Genomic DNA, 23,643 nt, shown 5'->3' with positions numbered 1-23,643 from the left:
GCCGTACAGATCATCATTCCGAGGGGGAATTATGCTCGCTACAACAGCAGTACAGGCCACCAGCACCATGGCGGCAATCAGGAGCAAAATCGACGATATGGTCATCCGTTACGACGGTTGGTTCCTCGTCCTGCTCGCTGTTCTTATGGTCCTCGCATTCGCGATTCTGGGCGCCATGGCCATCTGGTGCCTGACGTCCGGCCGTGGACGATTCGTCGGCAACTGGAGTTGGAGCCAGTGGGGCGTTTCCGTGTGGGTCGAGTGCGTCTAGTCATCGGATAACCGCTGTGGTGGCATTTCCGCGGGATGCCACCACAGCCAGAGCATGGAGCCGAAGCCCAATGCCACTAACTGTCGACCACGTCGATTATGCGTACAGCTTTCAGAAGCCAGTCCTGTATGACGTCTCACTCAGCATTTCCGAGAACACCATCATGGGACTTATCGGTCCCAACGGATCCGGCAAATCAACACTCATAAAGGTCATCCTCGACCTTCTGCAAACGCAGGGTGGCACCATCCGTATCGACGGACAAAAAAACTCCACCCGAAGCGCCAAAATGTCGTCAATCTACCTATCCAGCAATGACTACCTGCCGGAGTTCCTTACCGGCGAGGAATACATCCGATTCATGCACGGCCTCTACGCTGAGCCTCTCGACATGCAGGTCCTTGTTGGTCACTTTGACCGTTACTCCATGGGCGGCCGTCACCGCGACCTCATAGAGGACTACTCTCACGGAATGCGGAAGAAACTCCAGCTCATTGCCGCATTCATGCTGGAACGTCGCCTGACTGTTATAGATGAGACACTCAACGGAGTGGACATCGAATCAGTGAAAATCTTCGAAAAGGATGTTCGAAGTCTCGCCAAAGATGGGCGTTCTGTACTCTTGTGCAGCCATGACTTCGGCGTCCTCGAGAACGTAGCCGATGATGTTGCTGTCCTCATCCAGGGTGTCCTGGTGTTCCAAGGAGACCTAGGGTCAGTCAACAAAGACTACGGCAATCTCTCGGTTCTTGCGTCTGAGTACATCCAATCCGTGGGAGTCGAGTAGATGCGGCTCGAGAGTATTGTCCTGTTGTTTCGGCTCTTTTGGACATTCATTCTCCGAAGAGTCCTGGGACGGGGGCTTCTGGCCTCGAGAACGATGCGAATCGCTGGAACTCTGGTGGTGATCATCGGATTTGCGGGGTTCAATGTGCTCAGCTACACGGTGATGCGCCAGTATCTGGGCGGAACTGATTTGTTCGAACCCATCCTTGCTATCGCCAACATTTCGGTGGGATTTTGGGTTCTCATTGCCTACACGCTGATTCGGGTCCTGTTCATGAAGGCGGACGAGCTTCTAAAATTGACCTTCAACCTTCCTGCCACCAACAAGGAACGAACGCTGGCTTTCGCCTTGTTCGAAGCGTCGGTGGTGGCGGTGATGACTGTTTTCGTTTTCGGTGCATTCTCGATATCGACCGTTCTTCTTGAGGGACCGGCTTTCATCACGAAGATTTTGGTGTCCATTTGGCTTCCCGTGGCGTCTGTCTATCTCCTACTCAGCCTGGCCTACTATCTTTTGGAACGCGGCCTCTTCATGATGAGGTTGGCACGGCTCCGAGGACTACTGGTGCCGATGGTCCTGGCTTTGGGTCTTTCAGCTCTTTTTCCCTACACAAATGAGCAGACAGCCGTGATTGCCGAGAGCTTCATCGATGGGCGTGACTACCGTTCACCGCTGTTGGTGTACTCCATGCTCGACAAGAACGTCGGTCTGTGGTTCGCATTTCTGGTCTTTGTCGCGGCATCCATGGCAATCGTTGCAGGCATCGTGGCAGCCGCTCCCCGAGCCTACGTCCCCCTTCGCCGCTTCATCATCCTGCTTCCTTCCAAGATTGCAAGATGGAGGCTCGGGGCCTACACGCTGGTCTTGTTCCGCAGCTTCGAGACTCTTGTTGCCGTCATCTTCGTCTTTGCATTCTCACTTTTTGCGTGGATGCAGCACATTGTTCTGCCGCCCTACGTTTTAGCGCTGATTACATTTCAGGGCGTGTACGCATACGTAAATTCTGAACCATTGCGACGCATCTCAACGTTGCACGTCAGCGCATGGACGCACTACCTGAGCATTGTTGGCTCGCAAGTAATCCTCTGGGTGACAATCGCGGTCCCGGTCGTCGCAGGAAGCCTTGCTCAAGGGATTGAAATTTCTGCATGCTTGCCCGTGGCAGGATTCTGCCTCAGCAATATTCTCATCTCCACCCTGATAGGCATTGCGTTCCCACCCGAGAAGGGAAACCCGTTTACCGTCCTGGTTGGCGCAGTGCTGGCTATCATCGTGATTTTGACTATTGCGCTCGGCCTCAATGTATTCAACCTCGAGCCCGCGATGAGTGCAGTAGTTTATTCATTTCTCAACATATTGGTTGTGACATACAGCATCCTTGGCATGCAGAGGATGGAAAGGATTCGACGCCATGAAGTGGCTTCTTAGAATTGTTATCGCATTTTCCGTGTCATTTGTGATCACCATGGCCATGGTGGTCGCAGGCTTCATTATGGCCATGTTTTCCACAATGGACGCGGGTGTCAGAAAGTTTGGGCTTTTCGGCGCCATCTTCTTCGAGGCCCACGAGCAGCCCAGCGGTGCCACGGCCATGGAGATTGGGGTTGCTGACGGCACACCCATTGCGATCATCTTCGGCATAGGTTTCTTGTTCTGCCTGGCGGTCACTGTGATGCTTGAAAAACTCAAGCTCCGCAAAAAGCAACTTCTGCAAACACAGTAGCGGTGAAGCTCAACCCTGTTCCCATAGGCGATGTCAGTATGACGCTGGCCATCAGAAGCCTGCTGGGGTCCGTCCGGGTTCCTGCTGCTGCGCTGGCTGCCGGCTTCGCTGTCTGCGTAGCCTGCGCCGTCGCGGGCGTTCCCGCGATCCTGCCGCCTGCTCTCTGGCTGCTGATCCATGCATCCTGCCTGCTGATCGGCTTCGTCATTCACGAGGCGTCCCACGTCCTCGGCCTCAAGTTGGCCCCAGGAATTACCCACGTCGTCTTTGCGAGCACACTGCTTCGTTTCTCCGTGATTCCGATGGGAAGCCTCGTGGGCTGGCAGGCGGCACTTATCGCCCTGGCTGGCCCTTTGGCGGCCTGTGTTTCAGGGCTACCGCTTGCTTTGGCATTGCCTGAGTACGCATTTCACTGGTGGTTCTTCCTGCACTCCCTATTCTTGTTGCCGCTGTTCGGCGACGGCAGAAGCCTGGTCAAGGGTCTCATAACGTGGCGGGGGCAAGTACAACTGCTTCAGGTGGACTCTTAGTTCGCCCACTCCCGGTAAAGTTCCGGCCTGCGCTCCTGCAGGTACGGCACTTCTTTGCGTGCTGCCCGTACTGTCTCCGTCCCGACTTCGGCGAACAACAACGCAGCTCCCTCCCCCGCTGCTGCGAGCAACGATCCGTCCGGTCCGGCAACCACGCTGCCGCCCAGGAAGGTGTAGACATCCTCGTGGCCCGAGTGGTTTGCGTACGCAACGTTGAGCTGGCTCTCCAGGGCGCGGGCCCGGATGAGCACCTGAGGTACGTTGTCGAACCCCGCGGAAAGGGCTGTTGGCACCAGGAGGAGTTCGGCACCGCGCGTGGCGGCCGCACGGACAGCTTCAGGGAACTCGACGTCGTAGCAGATCAGCATCGACGTACGGATTCCCTTGAAGTCCACGACGGCGGGAGGTTCTTGAGCGCCGACGAACGCCTTGTGCTCCTCCGGGCCAAAGAGGTGAACCTTGGCGTAGTTGAGGATCTCGGCGCCGGACGCGTCCACCAGAGTAGCCGTGATGTGCCAGGCGTTCTGGTCGCTGGCAACCGCAGGAAGGCTGTACACCAGGCCGATGCCGTGCCTGCGGGCGATGTCGGCCAATCGTTCGCGGATATCCGGGAGGGTGGCCGGATCCAGTTCGGCATGCAGGCGCAGCGGCGCGTAGCCAACCGTGAACAGCTCGGGCGTGAGGAGCAGAGCAGCTCCGGCGCTGGAAGCACGCTGGGCTGCGTCCTCGATTGTGCGCAGGTTGGCGTCCACGTCCATGACGGAGGCGTTCGCCTGCAGGATTGCGAGCAGCATCATTACCACCTTGTTTCACCTGATCCCTGCCGTCGGCGGGCATGGGAAATCTTCTTGGTTCAAGCCTAGGCGCGGGTGGTGCCGTAAAGATGAGGCAATTGGACCCGAGCACCCCAAAAGCAGGACACAATGCACGGGCACCTCCCGTTGCGGGGCCCACTCTGCGCGCCAACCCGGGATCTTAGGGCGCATAGCGGGCCTCACAGGGGGTACTTAGAGAGTGTCCTTGCGTTGGATTATCTCTGGCAAGGTTGACTCGTTGTGTTCACTTCTTGACTACAACGTCGATTGTGGGGCAATCTTCTTGTCATGCCCGCTACGCAGCGCTCAACGAAGAGCCACCCCAGAAAACCCGGCTCGCAGTCAGCGCTCCGCCACCTGAATCAGCAACGCATCATCGAGTGCTTGCTCAGCGGGCCGTCCACCCAGGCTGAGCTCTCCCGGCAGACCGGGCTTTCCACTGCCACGATCTCCAACATCGTGAAGATCATGCAGGACGCCGGCCTGGTGTCCACGGAACCCACCACCAGCTCCGGCCGCCGGGCTACCAACGTGAGGCTGAACAGCAACGGTGCGGTCGCCGTCGGAATCGACTTCGGACGTCGCCACCTGCGGGTGGTCCTCGCTTCGCTGGGCTATCACGTGATTGCCGAGGATTACATCGAGTTGCCGCTGGGCCATCACGCCGAAGAAGGGATCGCCGCCGCCGTTCGGCTGCTGGAAAAGCTGCTCCAGGAGAACGGCATCGACCGCACCGCCGTCGTGGGTGCCGGAGCGGGCATCCCCGGCCCCATCGACCGCAGAACCGGCACCGTGGCGCAAGGCGCCATCCTGCCGGAGTGGGTGGGAATCGACATCCTCCATCGGCTGGAAGAAGCCCTCAACTGCCCCGTCTTCGTAGACAACGACGCCAATCTGGGGGCCTTGTCCGAAGTGACGTGGGGACCGCACAGTGGAGTCTCCAACCTGATGTTCCTCAAGATCGGTTCGGGCATCGGCGCCGGCCTGATCCTTAATGGCTTTCCTTACTACGGCAACGTGGGAATCACGGGCGAAATCGGCCACGCGACCATTCATGAACACGGACTCGTTTGCCGCTGCGGGAACAGGGGTTGCCTCGAAACGATAGCGTCCACCACCACCATGATCGAGTTGTTGGGACGCGGCCAGGAGACGCTGCTGACGCCCCAGGACATCGTCCGGAACTGCCTTGCAGGCGACTCCGCCACCCAGCGCGTGGTGGACGACGCCGGACTGGCGGTGGGCCGCGCACTGGGAAATGTCTCCAACCTGATCAACCCGGAAGTGATCGTGGTTGGTGGTCCCCTGGCAGGGCTTGGCGACCTCCTGCTGGATCCCATCCGCAGAGGCCTGGTACGGCATGCAGTGCCCGTGGTAGGCGAGACAACGCACCTCGCAATGTCCTCCTTGGGAGCACGCGCAGAGGCCCTTGGAGCGGCCGCCCTGGTGTTCCAACACGCCGGTATTACCGGTAGGTAACGAAATCGTTAGCTGGATCTTGTGTTCAAGTCTTGACGACAAGATAGGTGATCCAGTTTACTTTTTCATCAGACAGCCTCGCCATTGCGGGGCCGACAACGAAGTCATGCATTGGAGGCGTAAGGGCTGATGACATCCCTCGACACGCAAGGTGATCCCATCCTCTTGGAGATGCGCTCGATCACGAAGGAATTCCCAGGCGTGAAGGCCTTGTCGAATGTGAGCCTGCGCGTGATGGCCGGCGAAATCCACGCCATCTGTGGTGAGAACGGCGCTGGTAAATCGACGCTTATGAAGGTCCTGTCCGGCGTTTACGGGTATGGCAGCTACACGGGCGACATTGTGTACCAAGCCGAAACGCAGCAATTCAAGGACATCCGCGCAAGCGAAGCGGCCGGCATCGTGATCATCCACCAGGAACTGGCCTTGATCCCGGAACTGTCCATCATGGAGAACATCTTCCTGGGCAACGAACCCACCAAGTGGGGAGTCATTGACTGGGCTGAAGCCCGCAAGCGTTCCCTGGAACTCCTGGCCCGTGTTGGCCTGCGGGAGGATCCCGATACCCCCATCAAGGAAATCGGCGTCGGCAAGCAGCAGCTGGTGGAAATCGCCAAGGCGCTGAACAAGTCCGTACGCCTGCTGATCCTGGACGAGCCAACTGCGGCCTTGAACGAGTCCGACTCCCAGCACCTGCTGGACCTGATCCTGGGCCTCAAAGGCAAGGGCATCACCTCGATCATCATTTCCCACAAGCTCAACGAGATCGAACAGATTGCCGACGAGATCACCATCATCCGTGATGGCAAGTCGATCGAGACGCTGAACGTCAAGCGTGACGGCGTGGACGAGGACCGCATCATCAAGGGCATGGTTGGCCGCACGCTCGAGTCCCGCTTCCCGGACCACGAACCAAAGATCGGCGAAGTGTTTTTCGAGGTCAAGGACTGGACAGTGGGCCACCCGCAGATCCAGGACCGCCTGATCTGCAAAGGCTCCAACTTCTACGTACGCCGCGGTGAAATCGTGGGGTTCGCCGGGTTGATGGGCGCAGGCCGTACGGAACTGGCGCGTTCGTTGTTCGGACACTCCTACGGTCGCTTCATCAAGGGCCAGGTCTACAAGGACGGCAAGCAGGTCAACCTCAGGTCCGTCAAGGCTGCGATCGACGCCGGCCTGGGCTACGTCACCGAGGACCGTAAGTCTTTGGGATTGAACCTGCTGGATGACATCAAGACCACCACTGTTTCTGCGGCGCTGAACAAAATCAGCAACTACTCGGTGGTGGATACCCGCAAGGAATTCTCCGTTGCCGAGGAGTACCGGAAGTCGCTGCGGACCAAGACCCCGTCGGTGGAGGAAGGCGTAGCCAAGCTCTCCGGCGGCAACCAGCAAAAAGTAGTGCTGGCCAAATGGATGTTCACCGATCCCGACCTCCTGATCCTGGACGAACCCACCCGCGGAATCGACGTTGGTGCCAAGTACGAGATCTACGGCATCATCCAGAGGCTCGCAAACCAGGGCAAGGGAGTGATTGTCATTTCCTCGGAACTCCCGGAGCTCCTGGGCCTGTCCGACCGTATTTACACCATCTTTGAAGGCGCCATCACCGGCGTCCTGGACAAGAACGAAGCAAGCCAGGAAAGCCTCATGAAGCTCATGACTTCCGCCCGCAAAACCGCCTGACCATTGGCCCAGCCTCGCCCCTTCCTGACACAAGGACCAAAACAATGAACGCGCTCAAGAAGCTATTTGGTGGCAATACCCGCCAGTTCGGCATGATCTTCGCCCTGGTGGCACTTATCGTCTTCTTCCAGATCTTCACCGAGGGCCGCACCCTCACCCCCGGCAACGTGATCAACCTGTTCAACGGCAACTCCTACATCCTGATCCTGGCCATCGGCATGGTTCTGGTCATCATCGCCGGGCACATCGACCTTTCCGTAGGTTCCGTCGCCGCCTTCGTGGGCGTCTTCGTGGCGCTGGCCATGCGGGACTGGGGTTTCCCGTGGTGGGCAGGTGTCCTCTTCGGCCTGGTCCTGGGGGCAGTGATCGGCGCCTGGCAAGGATTCTGGGTGGCCTATGTGGGCATACCCGCCTTCATCGTGACCTTGGCCGGCATGCTCTTGTTCCGCGGCTTCAACCAGTTCGTCGGCAAGTCCAACACCATCCCCGTCCCCAAGGAGTTCCAGTTCCTGGGCTCCGGCTACCTGCCGGAAATCGGACCGGACACGGGCTTCAACAACCTCACCCTGCTGCTCGGCCTGATCGCTGTGGCTTTCGTGATCATCATGTCCCTGCGCGCCCGCGCCACCAACAAGGCACTGGGCGCCGACGTCCCCGAGCTGTGGGTAGAGGTCACCAAACTGGTCCTGATCTGCGGCGCCATCCTCTACGCCACATACCTGTTCGCCACCGGCCGCCCCGGTACTTCCTTCCCCATCCCAGGCCTGATCCTGGCCGTGCTGGTCCTCATCTACGGTTTCATCGCCGACAAGACCGTCCTCGGCCGCCATGTCTACGCCGTGGGTGGCAACCGCCACGCTGCTGAGCTGTCTGGCGTGCAGTCCAAGAAGGTCAACTTCCTGGTCATGATGAACATGTCCGTCCTGGCTGGCCTGGCAGGCATGATCTTCGTGGGCCGTTCCACTGCTTCGGGTCCGTTCGATGGTGTCGGTTGGGAACTGGATGCCATTGCAGCCGTCTTCATTGGTGGCGCTGCCGTTACCGGTGGCGTCGGTACCGTGATCGGCTCGATCGTTGGTGGCTTGGTCATGGCTGTCCTGAACAACGGCCTCCAGCTCCTGGGCGTAGGCGCCGACCTCACCCAGATCATCAAGGGCCTGGTGCTCCTGGCAGCCGTTGCCTTCGATGTCTACAACAAGTCCCAGGGCAAGCGGTCCATCACGGGCTTGCTGATGAAGAACTTCCAGCGCAACAACGAAATCAAGCCCGACGAAACCACCTCCACCAAAGAGGTCATCTCCAAGGAAGCGTAATCCGCTTCCTGACAGACTCGCTCCACCCCACCCACACAGAAAGTGAACCAAGATATGCGAATGTTTGGTAAAGCAGGAAAGGCAGCAGCAGTCGCTGCCATCGCGGCACTGGCGCTGACAGCCTGCGGCCGCACTGACAGCGGCTCAAGCAGCAGCACAGCAGGCGGGGAAGCGTTCCCCAAGGACTCGCTGATCGGCGTCGCACTTCCGCAGAAGACCAGTGAAAACTGGGTCCTGGCGGAGAAGCTGTTCAACGACGGCCTCACGGGCGCCGGCTTCAAGGCCGACGTACAGTTCGCTAACGGCGGCGTTTCCGAGCAGCAGAACCAGATCAGCGCCATGGTCACCAAGGGCGCCAAGGTCATCATCGTCGGTGCCATCGACGGTGCGCAGCTCGGCACACAGCTCCAGCAGGCCAAGGACTCCGGCGCCACCGTCATCGCCTACGACCGTCTGCTCCTCAACACCGAGAACGTGGACTACTACGTGGCGTACGACAACTTCAAGGTTGGTGAGCTGCAGGGCCAGGCACTGCTGGACGGCATGAAGGCCAAGAAGGCCTCCGGCCCGTACAACATCGAACTTTTCGCCGGTTCCCCGGATGATGCCAACGCGAAGGTCTTCTTCGACGGCGCCATGAGCGTCCTGAAGCCGAAGATCGACGACGGCACCCTCAAGGTTGTCTCCGGCCAGACTTCGTTCGAGCAGGCTGTTACCCAGGGTTGGAAGGCAGAAAACGCCCAGCGTCGCGCTGACACGCTGCTCACCGGCAGCTACGGCACCGCTTCCCTGGACGGCGTCCTCTCCCCGAACGACACCCTGGCCCGTGCAGTGCTGACGTCCGTCAAGGCCGCCGGAAAGCCGCTCCCCGTCGTGACCGGCCAGGACTCCGAAGTTGAGTCCGTGAAGTCGATCATCGCCGGCGAGCAGTACTCCACCATCAACAAGGACACCCGCAAGCTCGTTGAGCACGCCATCACCATGGTGAAGGACCTCCAGGCCGGCAAGGAACTGGAGATCAACGACAAGGACTCCTACAACAACGGCGTCAAGACCGTCCCGGCTTACCTCCTGCCCCCGCAGATCGTGACCCTGGAGAACGTCAAGACGGCTTACGTTGACGATCCGGTACTTGGCCCGATCACCAAGTAACTGATCACCCAGCAATACAGCAAGCCCCGGTCCGCATCTTGCGGGCCGGGGCTTTCGCTTGCTCCGGTTCTGCTGGATCATCGAGCCCCGGTGCGGGCCAGAACTCCGGAATTCGGGGTTCCGGATAACAGCGAAAGTGAATGATCCAGCAGAATTCGTGATCTCAGGCTTTCACAGCCCACGCATAGCTTTGGCTGGTGTGCCGCACAGCAGCACTGCGCAGTCTTGGATCTGCAACCCACGTCCTGTGGGCACACAATCTTGCAGGTCCAAAGGAGAAACGTGAGCGTCCTTGCCCGAAGCGTAGGCAATGCCTTCCGCAACAACATCAGAACGGCGGCGGTCGTGGCCGTGCTGGCCGTAGCCATCGGCCTGGCCTTGGCAATGCTGGTGGCCAACCAGGCCGTAGGTGCCAAAGTCCAGGAGCTCAATGCCTCCGTGGGAACCACGCTGACGGTGAACCCGGCTGGCGGCCAGGGATTCGAAGGCGGCGGCGAACCACTCACGACGGCGGAAGCTGAGACTGCGGCGTCGGTCGCCAACGTGACCTCCGTGGTGGGCACCAAGGCGCTCCGTCTCCAGACGGCAACCACGGGGACCACGGATTCAACAACCGGCAGCACCCAGCAGGGCCCTGGCGGCGGTTTCGGTCCGGGAGGCCAGCAGGCGACGGTCAGTACCAACCTGACTGCTGCCGTGGACGCCGGTACGCTGGGCAACCGCAACAACGCGAGCGGCACCACCGGAGCCCAACCCGCACGCACGCTCCCGATCACCGCGACGGGCATTGGCGCCGAGGTGGACAGCACCGGCAAGGCCTTGGAGATTACCAGCGGCACCGGTTTGGGCGACTACACAACCTCTGAAGCGAAGGCCTTGGTAGGTACCTCGCTGGCAGAGAAGAACAACCTGACGGTCGGCTCCACCTTCACCATTCAGGACAAGACGTTTACCGTCACGGGAATCTTCGACGCCGGCACCACGTTCGGCAACAACGCCGTCTACGTCACCCTTCCCGAGGCCCAGGCACTGGCCGAAACCCCCGATGAACTTTCCACCATGATTGTCACGGTCAACAGCATGGAGAACGTGGACAGCACCAAGACCGCCGTCCAGGAGGCGCTTGGCACGGACAAGGCCGATGTCACGCAGGGCCAGCGCAACCTCGAAACCGCGGTCAGCTCCCTCGACAGCGTCAAGAACATTTCCATGATCGCGTTCATCGCCGCCCTCGCCACGGCCGGAATCATCATCCTGCTCATCATGGTGATGCTGGTCCGCGAGCGCCGTCGCGAAATCGGCGTCCTGAAGGCCATCGGCGCCCGGAACCGGACCATCGGACTGCAGTTCGTACTCGAGTCGTTGGTTCTGGTGGCCCTGGGCAGCGTAGGGGGTGCGGTGATCGCTTCATTGGCCAGCGGCGGCATCGCTTCCGCTCTCATCAGTTCAAATACAAGCACGACGGCGGCCCCCACCACCCAGCGCGGTGGGGGGCTCGCAGGGGCCATGCCGAACGGCGCAGTCCCCGGCGGTGGCATGCCCGGCGGCGGCCAAGGTGGTCCGTTCGGTGGCGCTTCCCAGCTACTCACCTCCGTCACGGCGAGCGTCTCCCCCGGCGTCCTCGCCGCAGGTATCGCCGCGGTGTTCGCGGTGGCCATCATCGGCGCGCTTGTCCCTGCGTTGCTGACTGCCCGCATCCGTCCCATCGAAGTACTCCGAGGAGAATAGCCGTGATTGAAGTCAAGGACCTGGTCCGTCAGTTCAAGTCCGGTGACCGGACCATCAAACCCGTCAACGGCGTGAGTTTCGAACTCGAAAAGGGTTCGCTGGCGTCCATCGTCGGCAAGAGCGGCAGCGGCAAAAGCACGCTGTTGTCCCTCTTGGGTGCGCTGGACAAACCCACTTCGGGAGACGTCGTCGTGGATGGCGTCAGCCTGGCGGGACTGCCGGATGGCAAGCTGACCGAGTACCGTCGCCGGGACATCGGCTTCGTGTTCCAACAGTTCAACCTGATCCCCAACCTCAGCGCCGTGGACAACGTGATGCTGCCCATGGAGTTCGCCGGTGTCCGCAAGGCGGCCAGGTTGAAGCGGGCCAAGGAGCTGTTGGAGCAGGTTCAGCTGGATCCGGAGAAGCAGTCACGGCGGACCAACCGGTTGTCCGGTGGAGAGCAGCAGCGTGTGGCGATTGCCCGGGCGCTGGCCAACGAGCCCAAGTTGATCCTCGCCGATGAGCCCACCGGAAACCTGGATGAGCAGACCGGCGAGCACATCATCGAACTGCTGAGTTCCCTGAGCCGAGACCACAACACCACCATCCTGGTGGTCACGCACGACCGCAGCCTGGCCCGGAAAACCGAACGCTGCTTCCGCCTTCAGCAAGGCAGGCTCACGGAGGAGGTCAGAACCGGATCGCGTCAATGACCTTGACGCGCACCGCCACGAGCGCCGGAATGGCTCCAGCGAGTGCGCCCACCAGGACGGCGGCACCGAATCCCATCAGGGCGGCATCGATGGGGAAGGCAGGGTACTCGGTGAGGCCTGGCGCTACTTTCGACTCGATCCATGGATGCTTCACCACCGCGACCGCCAGCATGACACCGGCCACGCCGGCTACTGCGGTGGCCACCACGGATTCCATCATGACGCCAACAAAGATCCGGCCCGAGGTTGCTCCGAAGCTGCGACGGATGCCGATCTCCCGGACCCTGTAGCGCACGGTGACCATGGAGATGTTCAGCATTCCCACGGCGCCGAGCAACAGGACCAACCCGGCTACGCCGCCCACCACCAACTGCACGGGAGCCAAGGGATCGCCCCAGGCCGCGTAGTCCATGCGGTCGGCTTGGGCGTAGTAGCCGGGGAACTGGCCTTGGAGGTCGGCGGTGATCGCTGCTTTGAGTGCGTCGGCCTGCTCCTCGCCCACCCACATCTTGAACTGGGACATTTGCGCTTCCATCCCCGTCATTGCCGCACCCTCGCTGAGGATGAACGCGGACGGCGGCGTGTCCGGGTAGGCATCAGGGACGACGCCGATAATCACCGCCGTGGCCGGCTGGTCACCGGGGATTCTCACGGTTGGATGGGTGGTGAGGTTCGGCCTGCCGGCTTGGTTGTAGAAGGCCTCGGAAACCACGACGGCGGGTGCGAGCCTGTGACCGTCATCGGCGGCGAACCAACTTCCCTGCTGAAGTGGCACGCGATGGATGATGCCGTAGCCAACGTCCACGATGGTCATGCTGACGGCGGTCACACCACGGGGAAACTGAAAGCCGGCTTGCGTCTGACCGACGTGGGTGGAGGTGGTGATACCGTAGCGCTGCTGGATCCCCTGGTACGCCTTCTCGAGTTTGGCCGGGTCCGGCGTGGTTGGTCCGTTGACGCTCAACGACAACGTTGCCACGCGGCCGCCGTTTCGTTCAGACTGCACTTTGTAGCCCTCGCGGGCCAAATTCCCGACGCCCACCACGGAGGTTAGAGCGGCGACGGACAAGGCCACACCAAGTAGGGCCAACAGGATGCGTACCTTGTTGATGCGGAGTTCCTGCCACGCTTCGACGAGGGTGGAGACCAAACCGGTCATGCCCTGACTCCTGCTGCTTGCGGTACCGACAATGCGGTCAGGACTCCGGAGTCCAGCCGGTAACAGGATCTTGCCAGGGCGGCCACGTTGGTGTCGTGCGTAATGGTGACCAGGGCTGCAGCGGTCTCCGTCGCAACGGTGTCCAGCAGTGCCATCACGGACTGGCCGGTTTCGACGTCAAGTGCACCGGTGGGCTCGTCGGCCAGAATAAGCCTGGGCTTGCGGACCAAAGCCCGGGCGATGGCCACGCGCTGCTGCTCACCACCGGACAACATGTTGGGCATGGTGCTGGCCCGGGCGGCCAGCCCCACGCGGTCCAGCATGTCCATGGCAATCTCACGGCGACGCCAGAACTCTTTGCCCTTGGCGTAGAAGAGCGGAGTGATCACGTTGTCCAGCGCACTGCGGCCGGGCAACAGGTTGAACTGCTGAAAGACGAAGCCCACGGTGGAACCGCGTAGGCGTGCACGGGCATTGTTGCCCAGCCGGTCCGCCGGTTGGCCCAGGAACTCGAGCTCACCCGACGTTGGGACATCCAGCAGGCCGAGCAGGTTGAGCAGCGTGGATTTACCGCAACCGGAGCGGCCCACGATGGCTGTATGGTCCCCGCTGTAGACCTCAAGGTCGATGCCACGGAGGATATGCAGCTGTTGCTCGTCCGGCAGCGTGACAGACCGGGTGACTGACCGCAGGCTGACGAGGGTTTCCTTGGAAGATTGCTGCATTAGCTCTAACCCGCCGGAGCGAAGGCGACCTGGCCCGGACCCATCATGGGGTTGGGAGCAGCAGGGGCACCTGGCACGAACTCGAGGACTTGCTCACCTTCGGCGAGACCGGAGGTCACTTCCACAACGTTTCCGTCATTGAGTCCCAGCTGGACCGTGCGCTGCTCAGGCGCAGCACCCGCTCCTCCCGGACCTGCAATCCACACGATTCCGTCCTTCACACTGCCCTTGACCGAGGTCAGGGGGACGGTGACCACGTCGGGTGCGACACCTGCGCTGACCGTCATGGTGGCACCGAGACCGGCAAAGACTTCCTGATCAGCAGGGACTGCGCAGCTAAGCGTGCCCGTGGGAGAACCGCCCTCTTCGGGTTGGCTTCCACCACCAGGGCCTGCCAACGCTGCGCCGACGCCCATTCCTGCACCTCCGCCTGTGGCGGCCAAACCACCCGAGGCGGCACCGCCGTCGTCGGACGCATTGTTCTTGAGCGTCACTTCCGTGCACTGGAACGGAGCCGGTCCACCCACCAAAGAGATTTCCGCTGGACCCGGTTTGCCGAGCAGGCGGTACTGCTGCGCCGCCGTGACAGAGCCAGCCACGGTGTACGTTCCGGGGTCGATCTTGCCCACGGACTCGCCCACGGTGACCTGCTGGTCTATGAGTGTAGTCAAGGACTGCAGCGTTCCAGCGCTCGGAGCCACGATGTTGAAGTAGTCGTACACAGGCTTCGGTGCGGTTGGTATGCCGTCCTTGGACGTCTGCGTGGTGGTGACTGGCCGCTCGGCCTTGACCTGGAACAGGGCGTCGCCCTTCGCCACCGTGGCACCTTGCTCTACGAAGACCTTGATGACTTTGCCGGCCGAAGTACTCCGGACCGGTTCGGCGGCGTCACTCTGGACGGTGCCCTTGATTTCAACGGTGTTGGTGACGGTAGCCCGCGTCGCCGGGACCACAGGAATGTCCACTTGGGCCAGCGGCGCCGGCTCCGAGGCGGACGATTCCAGGCCATCCACAAAAGCGATCTTGACCAGAGCCACGGCGATAATCGCAAACACCAACAACCAGGCAACCGGCAAAATGACACGCCGAAAAGTACCCATCCCTGCTCCATTTCGGTAACTCCCCACAGAACCTCTGCGAGGGATGATTGCCTAAGCCTAAGCGAGGAATTTCATGGCGCCGGGCATTCCTGTGACTTGACAGAATGCTTACTGTGTCGGGATTCCAGAGCGAGCCGAGCGTCATCGAAGCACTTCGCGGACCCACTGAAGGCCTTCCGCCTCCCGTTTCCACCTTCCCCGGCCGCTTTCCAAACGACGCTGCCAAAGCCTTAAGACTCGCTTTCGAGAAATGAGAGGATGTCAGTCATGACCCTTCCTATCGCCAAGCCGTGGCTGTCGTCCCAAACCAACCAGGATCCCCGAGCAGCTACTGGCCGCCGTTTGAAGTGGGGCGTCGTTTCTACAGGCAACATCGCCAACAGTGTTTCGCAGGACCTGTCCTTGCTGGAAGATGCCGAGCTCTACGCCGTGAGCTCCCGGACCCAGGCTGCCGCGGACGCGTTCGCCAGTGCGGCCGGGTTCACCAAGGGCTACGGCGACGACGGCGACGTGCCCGGCTACCAGCGGTTGTTCGACGATCCCGCTGTGGATGTGGTCTATGTGGCCACTCCCCATGCCCAACACTTCCAGATCGCCGCGGCTGCCCTCCGTGCCGGCAAGCATGTCCTGTGCGAGAAAGCGCTCACCATCAACGCCCGTGAAGCCGCCGAACTGGTGAAACTGGCCCGGGAAAACAAAGTCTTCTTCATGGAGGCCGTGTGGAGCCGGTTCCTGCCGAGCATGCAGCGGGCCTTCGCGATCGCCGCGTCCGGGGAGCTCGGACAGATCCAATGGGTGAGCGCCGACCTCGGTTTCCCCGCACCGTACGACCCCTCAGCCCGCATCTGGGCACTCAACGACGGTGGGGGCGCCCTCCTGGACCTGACCGTCTACCCGTTGCTGTGGCCGTTGGGAACTCTGGGATTCCCGCAGTCGGTCACGGCGATCGGCACGCTCAACGAGGACGGCGTGGACACCCAGAACGCACTGACCCTGGGGTACGCCAATGGCGCGCAGGCGCAGCTGACGTCGTCCTTGATGGCCCACGGACCCAGGACCGCCACCGTCGCGGGCGGACTCGGCTTCCTGCAAACAGTTGGCTCGGTGAACAACCCGCGCGAACTGATGATCCGTGTTGGCTGGGATGAGCCCCGCCACGAACGCTTCGACGTGGTGGGCATTGGCTACACGTACGAACTTCGTGAAGTGACGCGGTGCGTACAGCAAGGATTGACCGAAAGCCCGGTCATGCCGCTGGAGGACTCCGTCAACGTCATGCGCCTGTTCGATGGCGTCAGGTCGCAATTGGGCATCCGCTACCCGAACGACGCACGGTGAATTAACTCGGGTGCGTTAACGACCTTGGCGGGCCGGTTGCCGTGCGAGCTTTCGGTCCAAAGAGAGCGCTCCAGGGCCAAGGAATATGAACGCCACGGAGATGGCGGCGTAGATGATCAGGAGTTCGGCGGTCACTCCTGCCTTGTCCGTGAGCAGCGGCTTGCCCGCCTCCGTTACGAACCAGATGCCGGCGAACATGATCGCCGCAATGAACCCGGCCACGCGGGTCAGGGCGCCGAGAACCAGCAACAAGCCAAGGCCCAGCTCCCCCGCGATCACCAGCCAGGCCACGATCTCGGGCTTCTGCACACCCATGGCAGCGACCGACGCGGCGAACGCGGCATGACCGGCCATGAGCTTCTGGAAGCCATGGACCATGAGGAGCGCGCCGAACACCACGCGCAGGATGGTGACGCCGCGGGCGGAGGACTTGGGTGAGGGGTGAAGGAATTTCACCCGTCCCAATCTTCCATGCCGGGCGCTTCCAGCCAAACGGACGGTGCCACAAGGACCGCAGCCACCCCCGCTTGCTAGGACAGCAGCCCCGGGATGTCCTTGACGCCGTCCAAAATGTGGTGGTGCGGGTGCGCGGCGAGGTCGGCGCGGCCCAGCTTCCCGGTCAGGACGCCGACGGCCGTGACGCCCGCATTGTTGGCGGCGGCGAGGTCGTTCACGGTGTCGCCTGCGGCGAGCACGGCGCGGACATCCTGCACCCCGGTCAGTTCCATGGCGCGATGGATCATGTGCGGCGCCGGCCGGCCGGCGGCTACGTCGTCGGAACACACGACGGCGTCCAGCAGGCTGTCGTCGTCGACTCGCCAGCCCAGGCGTTCCAAAAGCGGCTCGGCGACGTCGCGCGAGAAGCCCGTGGTCAGTGCCACCTTGACTCCCTTGCCGCGGAGTTCGCGGAACGCGTCCTCGACGCCGTCCAGCGCCACAGGCGGGTTGGCGTCGTAGAACTCGACGAGCAACTCCTTGAACCGGACGAAAGCGGCAGCCACTGTGGCCTGGTCCACAGTTCCACCTCCGGCTTTGATGAGCGCCGTGATGGCCTCCACCTTGTCAGCACCCATCCATTCCTGCACGGATTCGGGGGTGGTGGCTACGCCGGTCTCTTCAACGCAGCGGGCCAGGGCAACATAGACGTCGCCGTGTTCGTCGATGGTGGTTCCGGCCATATCGCAGGCAACAAGCTGGATCATGGGGTGGCTCCTTCGGTGTGGATGCGGACCAGCGCGGCCCTGCGTTCCACGGTGTTGTCGATGGTGAAGTTGGTCAGTGCCGGCAGATAGCGGTCCTCTGAATATTCGAGGGGCTGCCCATCGCCGGATCGGGTGATGCGGCGTTCGCGCAACAGCGGAATGCCTTCGGGCTGCTCCAGCAGTTCGGCGTCCTCGTCGCTGGCCGCCACGGCGTCAATGGTGTGGCGTGCGCTGTGCAGATCAACCCCTTGCTCCTTGAGGAACGCGAAGATGGACCCCGAGTCGGTATCGAAGTCGAACAGTTTCCGGCCCACCTCCAGGACGAACGTGGTCCGTTCAATCATGGCCGGCGCCTCATCCAGGTAGCGGACGCGGAGGACCTCCACCACGGTGGTTCCCGGCATCAGCCCCAGGGCCTCGGCAGCTTCCGGGCTTGCTTCGCGGCGGGCTACCTCCAGGGTCCGCTGGCCGGGCTTCTTGCCGATTCCACGGGCCCACTCGGTGAAGGAGTTGAACGTGGAGAACGACTGCGACGGCACGGACGAACGCACCATGGGGGGACGCCCACGGCCGCCCGTCACTGCGCCCTCGGAACGGAGGAACGCAAGAGCTTGGCGGATGGGTCCGCGGGAAGTTCCGAACTCGCGGCACAACTCGGCCTCGCTGGGCAGCTGGAAACCCGGAGGCCAGTCACCGTTGGTGATTCGGCGCATGAATTCTTCGCTAAGCCTGACGTGAAGGGGTGTGTTCTGCTGAGTGCTCACCAGTTGATAATACAAGTCTCGGGTGATGGAAACACTGGATTTGAAAGGCTGGAGATGAACTTGGCATGAACTCAAATGAACAGAAGTTAAAATCAGGTTAACTTGTATATACAAGTGCCAATTTGGCTTGATTCCCCTCGATCCAGCAGCCAATCTCAATGGTGTGAACAACCCAAGCACCTCCCCCACACCCTTCAACAACAGCGCCAGCCAGCCCACCGACGTCGTGATTGTTGGCGCTGGAATTGTTGGCCTGGCTCATGCCGCGCACGCTGTTGCCAACGGCCTGACCGTGACCATCGTTGACCGTGACCACCACGCCGCCGGCGCCTCCGTCCGCAACTTCGGTCATTGCTGCATCACCGCCCAGTCCGGCGAACTGTACGAGCTCGCGCAGACCTCCCGGAAGTATTGGCTCGAGTTCGCCGAGCAGGCCGGCTTCTGGGCTTCGGAGGCCGGCGCCGTCGTGCTCGCCCGCACCGAAGCCGAGATGAACGTCCTCCGCGAACTCTCCGCCGTCCGCGAGCCTGGCCAGGTGGAGCTGCTTACGCCGAAGGAGACACGCGAACGGTTGGGTTCTTCGGCTTCAGTCGCTGGCGAGACGCACGACGACGCCGGTACTTCGGGCGCAGGATGGCCCGGGCTCGTAGGTGGCGCCTTCCTCCGGGACGACCTCCGCGTCGACCCCCGAACCACGGTCGCAACGTTGGCCGAATGGCTAAGCCAGCAGTCCGGCGTAGAACTTCACTGGAACACTGCGGCGCTGGGCTTCAGCCAAGCCGCGGACGGCGTCACCGTGATGACCTCGCGCGGCGAGCTGCGTGCAAAGCAGGTGTTCGTGTGCGTCGGCCACGATGTGGACTACCTGTTCCCTGATCTGGCCGCTGAACACCAAATCCAGCGGTGCGCGCTGCAGATGTCATTGGCAGCCAAACCGGCTGGCGCCGACTTTGCACCGGCCGTTCTCACGGCAACCTCCATGCTCCGTTACCCGGCCTTCACGGATATGCCCGCCGCTGCCGCCCTCCGTTCCGAGGTGTTGGAGAACCAGCCGGAACTGCTGGACATCGGTGCCAACGTCATGTTCACGCAGCGCCCCGACGGGACCATCATCCTGGGCGACTCGCACCACTACCACCGGACGGCCGATCCGTTCCTGGATGAAGCCGTCACCACCACCCTCAACACAGAAATCACCAGCAGGATCGGCGAGCCGCTGGAGATCATCCAGCGCTGGCAGGGTGTTTACGCATCTTCTGCCATCGCGCCCATCCTGGTCCGCGAAATCCAGCCAGGCGTCATGGTGGTGTCCGTAACCTCCGGCGTCGGCATGACCCTGTCCTTCGGCCTGGCACACCGCAACGTGTCGCGCTTGTCCTGAATTTTCCCGTTCTCCCCGCCCTCCCTTCGCATAAGGATTCCCATGAAAACCACGCTCTTCACCGGTTCCGCGCTTGCCCTGGCCACCGTCCTGGCATTGACAGCCTGTGGCGGCTCAGCCCAATCCTCTCCTGAGGCGACCTCGGCCACCTGCCCCAACGGCGAGATCAAGTTCGGCATCGAGCCCTATGAGGACCCGGCCAAGTTGAAGCCCGCCTACGACGTCCTCGCCGCCGCCCTCGCCAACAAGCTTGAATGCCCTGTCAGCGTCCAGGTGGTTGAGGACTACGCTGCCGAGGTCCTGGCGATGCGCAACGGCAAGCTGGACCTGGGCCAGTTCGGTCCGTTGGGCTACGTGTTCGCGGACGCCAAGGCCGGCGCCGAGCCGCTGGTGTCCTTCGGCACCGCCGAGAAGGAACTCAGCTCGTACACCGCGGGCATCTGGGTTCCCAAGGACAGCACCATCCAGGCCATCGGAGACCTGAAGGGCAAGTCGCTGGCACTGGGCAGTGTCGGGTCCACGTCGGGCGATGTGCTCCCGCGCTTCGGCCTCCGTGAAGCCGGAATCGCCGACGCCGACATCACCATGGACTACACCGGCGGCCACCCCGAAGCACTCCTGGCACTAACCAACGGCAAGGTGGACGCTGCCCAGATCAACTCCCAGACGCTGGCCACAGCCATCGCAGCGGGCACGTTCACCAAGGACGACTTCCGGCAGGTGTGGACCTCCGAGCCCATCCCGAACGACCCCATTACCGTCCGTGGAGATGCCGCACCTGAGTTCAAGGCCGCGGTGAAAGACGCCTTCCTGAGCTTGGACCCCGCGGATGTGGCCAAGGTGGGCGAGTTCCTGGACGTCACCCCTCCGGGCCCGCTGCTGGAGGTCACCAAGGACAACTACACGCCGCTGTTCGAGCTCGCCGAGACCATGGGCCTTACCGAGAAGGATCTGTAGTGATTGACCCACTCCTCTCCGTCCAAGGATTGCGCAAGTCCTTCGGTGGCCGGACCGTCCTGAAGGGCGTGGACTTCTCCGTCGCCGCAGGCGAAGTGGTCGCTTTCCTCGGCGCGAACGGCTCGGGCAAGTCCACCACCCTCCGCTGCGTCATGGGTATCACCGCCCCGGACGCCGGCACCATCAGCATCGCGGAAACCGCCTTGGACTCGTTGCAAGGCCGTAATCTGCAGGAGGCCCGGCAACGGATGGCCATGATCTTCCAAAAGATCCACCTCATCCCCCGCCGCACAGCCTTGGACAACGTGTGCGCCGGCGCCCTCGCCCGCATTCCCACCGTCCGTTCACTGACGCCAATGCTGTTCCCTGCCGATGTTCAGCAGGAAGCCCTTGATTGCCTGGACCGCGTGGGCCTGGCAGACCGTGCCTTCGACCGCGTCGGCCGCCTCTCCGGCGGACAGCAGCAGCGCGTGGCCGTAGCCCGGGCACTCTGCCAGCGGGCCGACGTCGTACTTGCCGACGAGCCCGTGTCCGCACTGGACCCGCACGCCGCCGAGCAAGTCATGGCCTTGCTGCGCGAACTCGCCCACTCGGAAGGGCTGGCCGTAGCCGCGGTGCTGCACCAGCCGGACCTCGCGCTGCGCTACGCCGACAGGTCCATCGGGCTGCTCCAAGGCTCCATGACCTTCGACCTCCCCTCCACGGAGATCACGGCCGATCACCTCGACACGTTGTACGCCCCGGACAGGAACATCGCAGCATGACACCCCATACCCTGAACCCAGCCGTCGCGCGCCGGGACTCAAGCAGCAAGGCCCGCGTGGCACTGATCCGCCCGAAGAAGCCCCTTCGGTGGATCACGACGGCGGCAGTGGTTGCCGCCGTCGTCGGACTGCATGCCGTGGCCATCGAAGGGACGGACTTCAAACCCGAACTGCTGGTGGACGGCTGGAAAGGCATGGCCGCCTTCATCGGCGATGCCTTCCCGCCGGACCTCAGCTGGGACCGCACGATTCGCCCCGGCCTCGAAGCCACGCTGGTGACCCTGTGGATCGGCCTGCTGGGCACCACGTTGTCTGTACCGTTTGCCCTGCTCCTGGCAGCGCTTGCCGCGGAGAACACCACCCCGCACCGGCTGGTGTACCAAGCCGCGCGTGCCGTGTTGTCCTTCTTCCGTGCCGTCCCGGACATCGTGTTCGCGCTGATCTTCGTGACCGCCGTGGGCCTTGGTCCATTCGCGGGCGTGCTGGCCCTGATCTGCCACAACACGGGCGTGATGGGGAAACTGTGGGCGGAATCGATGGAAGAGATCGACGCCGGGCCGCAGGAAGCATTGCGAACAGCGGGCGCCAACCGGATCCAACAGGTAGCCAATGCCACGCTGCCCATGGTGGTTCCGCAATTCGTCGGCTTGCTGCTCTACCGCTTCGACGTCAACGTGCGGTCCTCGCTGGTCCTGGGCCTGGTGGGCGCTGGCGGTATCGGGCTCCTGATCAACCAGTCCATCAAGTCGTTCCAGTTCGACTCCATGCTCACGCACATCCTGATCGTGTTGGTGCTGATCATCGTGGTGGATCAGTTCTCCGCGTGGATCCGCAGGCGCCTGGCTGCGTAACCTTCAGGCTTCGGGGGCAGAATGGGAGGTGGCCCTGATTGGGGCCGTGGTTTGAGTCCCGGACGTTGTGGATGGAGCAGGCATGCAGGTTGACGTTGTAGTTGTTGGCGGAGGAGCCATGGGATCGGCGGCCGCATGGCAACTCGCCCGGTCCGGCCGATCGGTGGTTCTGTTGGAGCAGTTCGAGGCCGGGCACCACATCGGCGCCTCCCATGGCGCCACCCGCAACTTCAACACCGCCTACGTCGAGGCCGATTACCTGGACCTCCTGGCAGAGTCCAAGACACTCTGGGACGAGCTCGCCGCCGAGCACGGCGCGCCGCTCCTGGACATGGTGGGACTGGCCAACCACGGCAACCTACCCCGGCTGCAACAAGTCCGCGAAGCCCACGAGGCACGCGGCATCGATAGCTACTTCATCTCCGCCGACGAAGCCGCCAACCGCTGGCTGGGCATGAACTTTGCCACCGACGTGCTCTTCGTCCCGGGATCGGGCCGGATCCGCTCGGCAGATGCCCTGGTGGCCCTGCGGAAGTCCGCCGAGTCCCACGGCGCGGTCTTCAAATACTCGACGCCGGTCCGCGACATCCGCGTCACCGGCGGCGAATCAGTGGTGGTGGTCACCGAGGAAACCGAATACACAGCCCATCGTGTGGTGGTCACCGCCGGTGCATGGACCCCCAAGCTCATCGGAAAGCTCACGGACCTGCCCGCGTTGGTCGTGACGCAGGAGCAGCCGGCCCATTTCACTCCCACGGACAACACGCTGGTGTGGCCGAGCCTCAACCACAGCCCGGACCCCGATCCGAACAACGAACTGTATGAGTACTGGTACAGCCCCGTGTACGGCATGCTCACCCCCGGCGAGGGCGTCAAGGCCGGCTGGCACGGTGTCGGCCCCGTCATGGACCCCGACGAGCGCACGTTCGAGCCCATTCCCCACCAGCTCGAAGCGTTGGTGCGGTACGCCGAGGAGTGGCTTCCCGGCGTCGACCCCTCCACCGCGGTTCCCATCAGCTGCACCTACACCACCACGCCCACTGAGGACTTTGTGCTGGACCGCTTCGGTCCGCTGGTGGTGGGCGCTGGTTTCTCCGGCCACGGTTTCAAGTTCACGCCGGCTATTGGGCGGGTGCTGAAGGACATCGTCGACGGCGGCGTGGCACCTGGGCGGTTCCACGCCGAGCGCTAGGAGTTTTAGTACAGCTAATGCCCCCAAGACG

At 62.3% G+C, this 23,643-nt stretch carries 24 protein-coding genes; 17 read left to right on the top strand and 7 right to left on the bottom strand.

The window, feature by feature from the left end:
- Positions 1-31: 31 nt before the first annotated feature.
- The 5 genes from ACR30Z_RS05995 to ACR30Z_RS05975 all read left to right on the top strand — a co-directional run bounded on the left by ACR30Z_RS05995 (position 32) and on the right by ACR30Z_RS05975 (position 3,311).
- A complete protein-coding gene (locus ACR30Z_RS05995; protein WP_434371560.1) occupies positions 32-271 on the top strand; it encodes a hypothetical protein in 240 nt (79 codons plus the stop codon).
- A 70-nt stretch (positions 272-341) separates the two neighbouring features.
- Complete coding sequence (locus ACR30Z_RS05990) at positions 342-1,058, top strand: ATP-binding cassette domain-containing protein (RefSeq protein WP_434371558.1); 717 nt, start codon at positions 342-344, stop codon at positions 1,056-1,058.
- Between the two features lie 114 nt (positions 1,059-1,172).
- Entirely contained in the window at positions 1,173-2,486 is a 1,314-nt protein-coding gene (locus ACR30Z_RS05985) for a hypothetical protein (RefSeq protein ID WP_434371557.1), read from the top strand.
- Positions 2,470-2,781 carry a hypothetical protein gene (locus tag ACR30Z_RS05980; RefSeq protein WP_144647704.1) on the top strand — a complete coding sequence of 104 codons (312 nt, stop codon included), beginning with the start codon at positions 2,470-2,472 and terminating at the stop codon, positions 2,779-2,781. Before ACR30Z_RS05985 ends, ACR30Z_RS05980 begins: the two co-directional genes overlap by 17 nt.
- 2 nt (positions 2,782-2,783) lie before the next feature.
- Positions 2,784-3,311 (top strand): hypothetical protein, encoded by a 528-nt coding sequence (locus ACR30Z_RS05975; RefSeq protein WP_144647706.1) that lies wholly within the window; start codon positions 2,784-2,786, stop codon positions 3,309-3,311.
- Here the strand turns inward: ACR30Z_RS05975 and ACR30Z_RS05970 are convergent.
- Positions 3,308-4,108 carry a carbon-nitrogen hydrolase family protein gene (locus tag ACR30Z_RS05970; RefSeq protein WP_144647709.1) on the bottom strand — a complete coding sequence of 267 codons (801 nt, stop codon included), beginning with the start codon at positions 4,106-4,108 and terminating at the stop codon, positions 3,308-3,310. The genes ACR30Z_RS05975 and ACR30Z_RS05970 overlap by 4 nt on opposite strands.
- Before the next feature lie 306 nt (positions 4,109-4,414).
- Here ACR30Z_RS05970 and ACR30Z_RS05965 point away from each other — a divergent pair, with 306 nt between their 5' ends.
- From ACR30Z_RS05965 to ACR30Z_RS05940, 6 genes are all read left to right on the top strand, one after another.
- The gene (locus ACR30Z_RS05965; RefSeq protein ID WP_144647711.1) at positions 4,415-5,605 is read left to right on the top strand and encodes an ROK family transcriptional regulator; all 1,191 of its coding nucleotides are present in this window, start codon (positions 4,415-4,417) and stop codon (positions 5,603-5,605) included.
- 129 nt (positions 5,606-5,734) lie between these two features.
- On the top strand, positions 5,735-7,291 hold the full coding sequence (mmsA, locus tag ACR30Z_RS05960) for a multiple monosaccharide ABC transporter ATP-binding protein (protein WP_144647713.1): 1,557 nt from the start codon (positions 5,735-5,737) through the stop codon (positions 7,289-7,291).
- A 44-nt stretch (positions 7,292-7,335) separates the two neighbouring features.
- Positions 7,336-8,604: a multiple monosaccharide ABC transporter permease gene (mmsB, locus tag ACR30Z_RS05955; protein ID WP_144647715.1), complete on the top strand. Its 1,269-nt coding sequence runs from the start codon at positions 7,336-7,338 to the stop codon at positions 8,602-8,604.
- Between the two features lie 54 nt (positions 8,605-8,658).
- Positions 8,659-9,756 (top strand): substrate-binding domain-containing protein, encoded by a 1,098-nt coding sequence (locus tag ACR30Z_RS05950; RefSeq protein WP_144647717.1) that lies wholly within the window; start codon positions 8,659-8,661, stop codon positions 9,754-9,756.
- A 282-nt stretch (positions 9,757-10,038) separates the two neighbouring features.
- Positions 10,039-11,484: an ABC transporter permease gene (locus tag ACR30Z_RS05945; RefSeq protein WP_434371556.1), complete on the top strand. Its 1,446-nt coding sequence runs from the start codon at positions 10,039-10,041 to the stop codon at positions 11,482-11,484.
- A 2-nt stretch (positions 11,485-11,486) separates the two neighbouring features.
- Positions 11,487-12,179, top strand: a complete 693-nt coding sequence (locus ACR30Z_RS05940) for an ABC transporter ATP-binding protein (protein WP_434371555.1) — start codon at positions 11,487-11,489, stop codon at positions 12,177-12,179.
- Here the strand turns inward: ACR30Z_RS05940 and ACR30Z_RS05935 are convergent.
- From ACR30Z_RS05935 to ACR30Z_RS05925, 3 genes are read right to left on the bottom strand one after another with little or no spacing between them, the layout of a single operon-like run.
- Complete coding sequence (locus ACR30Z_RS05935; RefSeq protein WP_144647723.1) at positions 12,157-13,338, bottom strand: ABC transporter permease; 1,182 nt, start codon at positions 13,336-13,338, stop codon at positions 12,157-12,159. The two genes, ACR30Z_RS05940 and ACR30Z_RS05935, sit on opposite strands and share 23 nt — an antisense overlap.
- Positions 13,335-14,063 (bottom strand): ABC transporter ATP-binding protein, encoded by a 729-nt coding sequence (locus ACR30Z_RS05930; protein ID WP_144647724.1) that lies wholly within the window; start codon positions 14,061-14,063, stop codon positions 13,335-13,337. Before ACR30Z_RS05930 ends, ACR30Z_RS05935 begins: the two co-directional genes overlap by 4 nt.
- A 5-nt stretch (positions 14,064-14,068) precedes the next feature.
- Positions 14,069-15,163, bottom strand: coding sequence for a biotin/lipoyl-binding protein (locus ACR30Z_RS05925; protein ID WP_434371554.1), 1,095 nt, complete (start codon positions 15,161-15,163; stop codon positions 14,069-14,071).
- Positions 15,164-15,430: 267 nt separating this feature from the next.
- On the opposite strand from ACR30Z_RS05925, the gene ACR30Z_RS05920 reads away from it, so the two are divergent.
- Positions 15,431-16,501 (top strand): Gfo/Idh/MocA family protein, encoded by a 1,071-nt coding sequence (locus ACR30Z_RS05920; protein ID WP_144647728.1) that lies wholly within the window; start codon positions 15,431-15,433, stop codon positions 16,499-16,501.
- Positions 16,502-16,516: 15 nt separating this feature from the next.
- Here the strand turns inward: ACR30Z_RS05920 and ACR30Z_RS05915 are convergent, their stop codons facing one another.
- The 3 genes from ACR30Z_RS05915 to ACR30Z_RS05905 form a co-directional block, all read right to left on the bottom strand.
- The gene (locus ACR30Z_RS05915; protein ID WP_434371553.1) at positions 16,517-16,957 is read right to left on the bottom strand and encodes a DoxX family protein; all 441 of its coding nucleotides are present in this window, start codon (positions 16,955-16,957) and stop codon (positions 16,517-16,519) included.
- Between the two features lie 74 nt (positions 16,958-17,031).
- Complete coding sequence (locus ACR30Z_RS05910) at positions 17,032-17,703, bottom strand: phosphonatase-like hydrolase (protein ID WP_434371552.1); 672 nt, start codon at positions 17,701-17,703, stop codon at positions 17,032-17,034.
- Positions 17,700-18,467: a GntR family transcriptional regulator gene (locus ACR30Z_RS05905; RefSeq protein ID WP_434371551.1), complete on the bottom strand. Its 768-nt coding sequence runs from the start codon at positions 18,465-18,467 to the stop codon at positions 17,700-17,702. The genes ACR30Z_RS05910 and ACR30Z_RS05905 overlap by 4 nt, the downstream gene beginning before the upstream one ends.
- Before the next feature lie 127 nt (positions 18,468-18,594).
- On the opposite strand from ACR30Z_RS05905, the gene ACR30Z_RS05900 reads away from it, so the two are divergent.
- From ACR30Z_RS05900 to ACR30Z_RS05880, 5 genes are all read left to right on the top strand, one after another.
- Entirely contained in the window at positions 18,595-19,848 is a 1,254-nt protein-coding gene (locus ACR30Z_RS05900; protein ID WP_434371550.1) for a TIGR03364 family FAD-dependent oxidoreductase, read from the top strand.
- A 42-nt stretch (positions 19,849-19,890) separates the two neighbouring features.
- Positions 19,891-20,805, top strand: a complete 915-nt coding sequence (locus ACR30Z_RS05895; protein ID WP_434371548.1) for a phosphate/phosphite/phosphonate ABC transporter substrate-binding protein — start codon at positions 19,891-19,893, stop codon at positions 20,803-20,805.
- The gene (locus ACR30Z_RS05890) at positions 20,805-21,569 is read left to right on the top strand and encodes a phosphonate ABC transporter ATP-binding protein (RefSeq protein ID WP_434371547.1); all 765 of its coding nucleotides are present in this window, start codon (positions 20,805-20,807) and stop codon (positions 21,567-21,569) included. The genes ACR30Z_RS05895 and ACR30Z_RS05890 overlap by 1 nt, the downstream gene beginning before the upstream one ends.
- Positions 21,566-22,420 carry a phosphonate ABC transporter, permease protein PhnE gene (gene phnE, locus ACR30Z_RS05885; RefSeq protein ID WP_144647742.1) on the top strand — a complete coding sequence of 285 codons (855 nt, stop codon included), beginning with the start codon at positions 21,566-21,568 and terminating at the stop codon, positions 22,418-22,420. The genes ACR30Z_RS05890 and phnE overlap by 4 nt, the downstream gene beginning before the upstream one ends.
- Positions 22,421-22,502: 82 nt before the next feature.
- Positions 22,503-23,612 (top strand): FAD-dependent oxidoreductase, encoded by a 1,110-nt coding sequence (locus tag ACR30Z_RS05880; RefSeq protein ID WP_434371545.1) that lies wholly within the window; start codon positions 22,503-22,505, stop codon positions 23,610-23,612.
- The last annotated feature ends 31 nt before the right edge of the window (positions 23,613-23,643 follow it).

Origin of the sequence: Paenarthrobacter sp. FR1, from assembly GCF_051106045.1 — a bacterium.
Lineage (GTDB): Bacteria > Actinomycetota > Actinomycetes > Actinomycetales > Micrococcaceae > Arthrobacter > Arthrobacter nitroguajacolicus_A.
The sequence above is the reverse complement of the archived record's forward strand: the minus strand, read 5'-3'. Positions and strand labels throughout refer to the sequence as shown.

Bases quoted from the DNA above. Each gene is read 5' to 3' on its own strand.
- ACR30Z_RS05980 (WP_144647704.1), top strand. From the start codon at position 2,470: ATGAAGTGGCTTCTTAGAATTGTTATCGCATTTTCCGTGTCATTTGTG.
- ACR30Z_RS05910 (WP_434371552.1), bottom strand. From the start codon at position 17,703: ATGATCCAGCTTGTTGCCTGCGATATGGCCGGAACCACCATCGACGAA.
- phnE (WP_144647742.1), top strand. From the start codon at position 21,566: ATGACACCCCATACCCTGAACCCAGCCGTCGCGCGCCGGGACTCAAGC.
- ACR30Z_RS05990 (WP_434371558.1), top strand. From the start codon at position 342: ATGCCACTAACTGTCGACCACGTCGATTATGCGTACAGCTTTCAGAAG.
- ACR30Z_RS05920 (WP_144647728.1), top strand. From the start codon at position 15,431: ATGACCCTTCCTATCGCCAAGCCGTGGCTGTCGTCCCAAACCAACCAG.
- ACR30Z_RS05935 (WP_144647723.1), bottom strand. From the start codon at position 13,338: ATGACCGGTTTGGTCTCCACCCTCGTCGAAGCGTGGCAGGAACTCCGC.
- mmsA (WP_144647713.1), top strand. From the start codon at position 5,735: ATGACATCCCTCGACACGCAAGGTGATCCCATCCTCTTGGAGATGCGC.
- ACR30Z_RS05950 (WP_144647717.1), top strand. From the start codon at position 8,659: ATGCGAATGTTTGGTAAAGCAGGAAAGGCAGCAGCAGTCGCTGCCATC.
- ACR30Z_RS05880 (WP_434371545.1), top strand. From the start codon at position 22,503: ATGCAGGTTGACGTTGTAGTTGTTGGCGGAGGAGCCATGGGATCGGCG.
- ACR30Z_RS05995 (WP_434371560.1), top strand. From the start codon at position 32: ATGCTCGCTACAACAGCAGTACAGGCCACCAGCACCATGGCGGCAATC.
- ACR30Z_RS05895 (WP_434371548.1), top strand. From the start codon at position 19,891: ATGAAAACCACGCTCTTCACCGGTTCCGCGCTTGCCCTGGCCACCGTC.
- ACR30Z_RS05930 (WP_144647724.1), bottom strand. From the start codon at position 14,063: ATGCAGCAATCTTCCAAGGAAACCCTCGTCAGCCTGCGGTCAGTCACC.
- ACR30Z_RS05970 (WP_144647709.1), bottom strand. From the start codon at position 4,108: ATGATGCTGCTCGCAATCCTGCAGGCGAACGCCTCCGTCATGGACGTG.
- ACR30Z_RS05925 (WP_434371554.1), bottom strand. From the start codon at position 15,163: ATGGGTACTTTTCGGCGTGTCATTTTGCCGGTTGCCTGGTTGTTGGTG.
- ACR30Z_RS05965 (WP_144647711.1), top strand. From the start codon at position 4,415: ATGCCCGCTACGCAGCGCTCAACGAAGAGCCACCCCAGAAAACCCGGC.
- mmsB (WP_144647715.1), top strand. From the start codon at position 7,336: ATGAACGCGCTCAAGAAGCTATTTGGTGGCAATACCCGCCAGTTCGGC.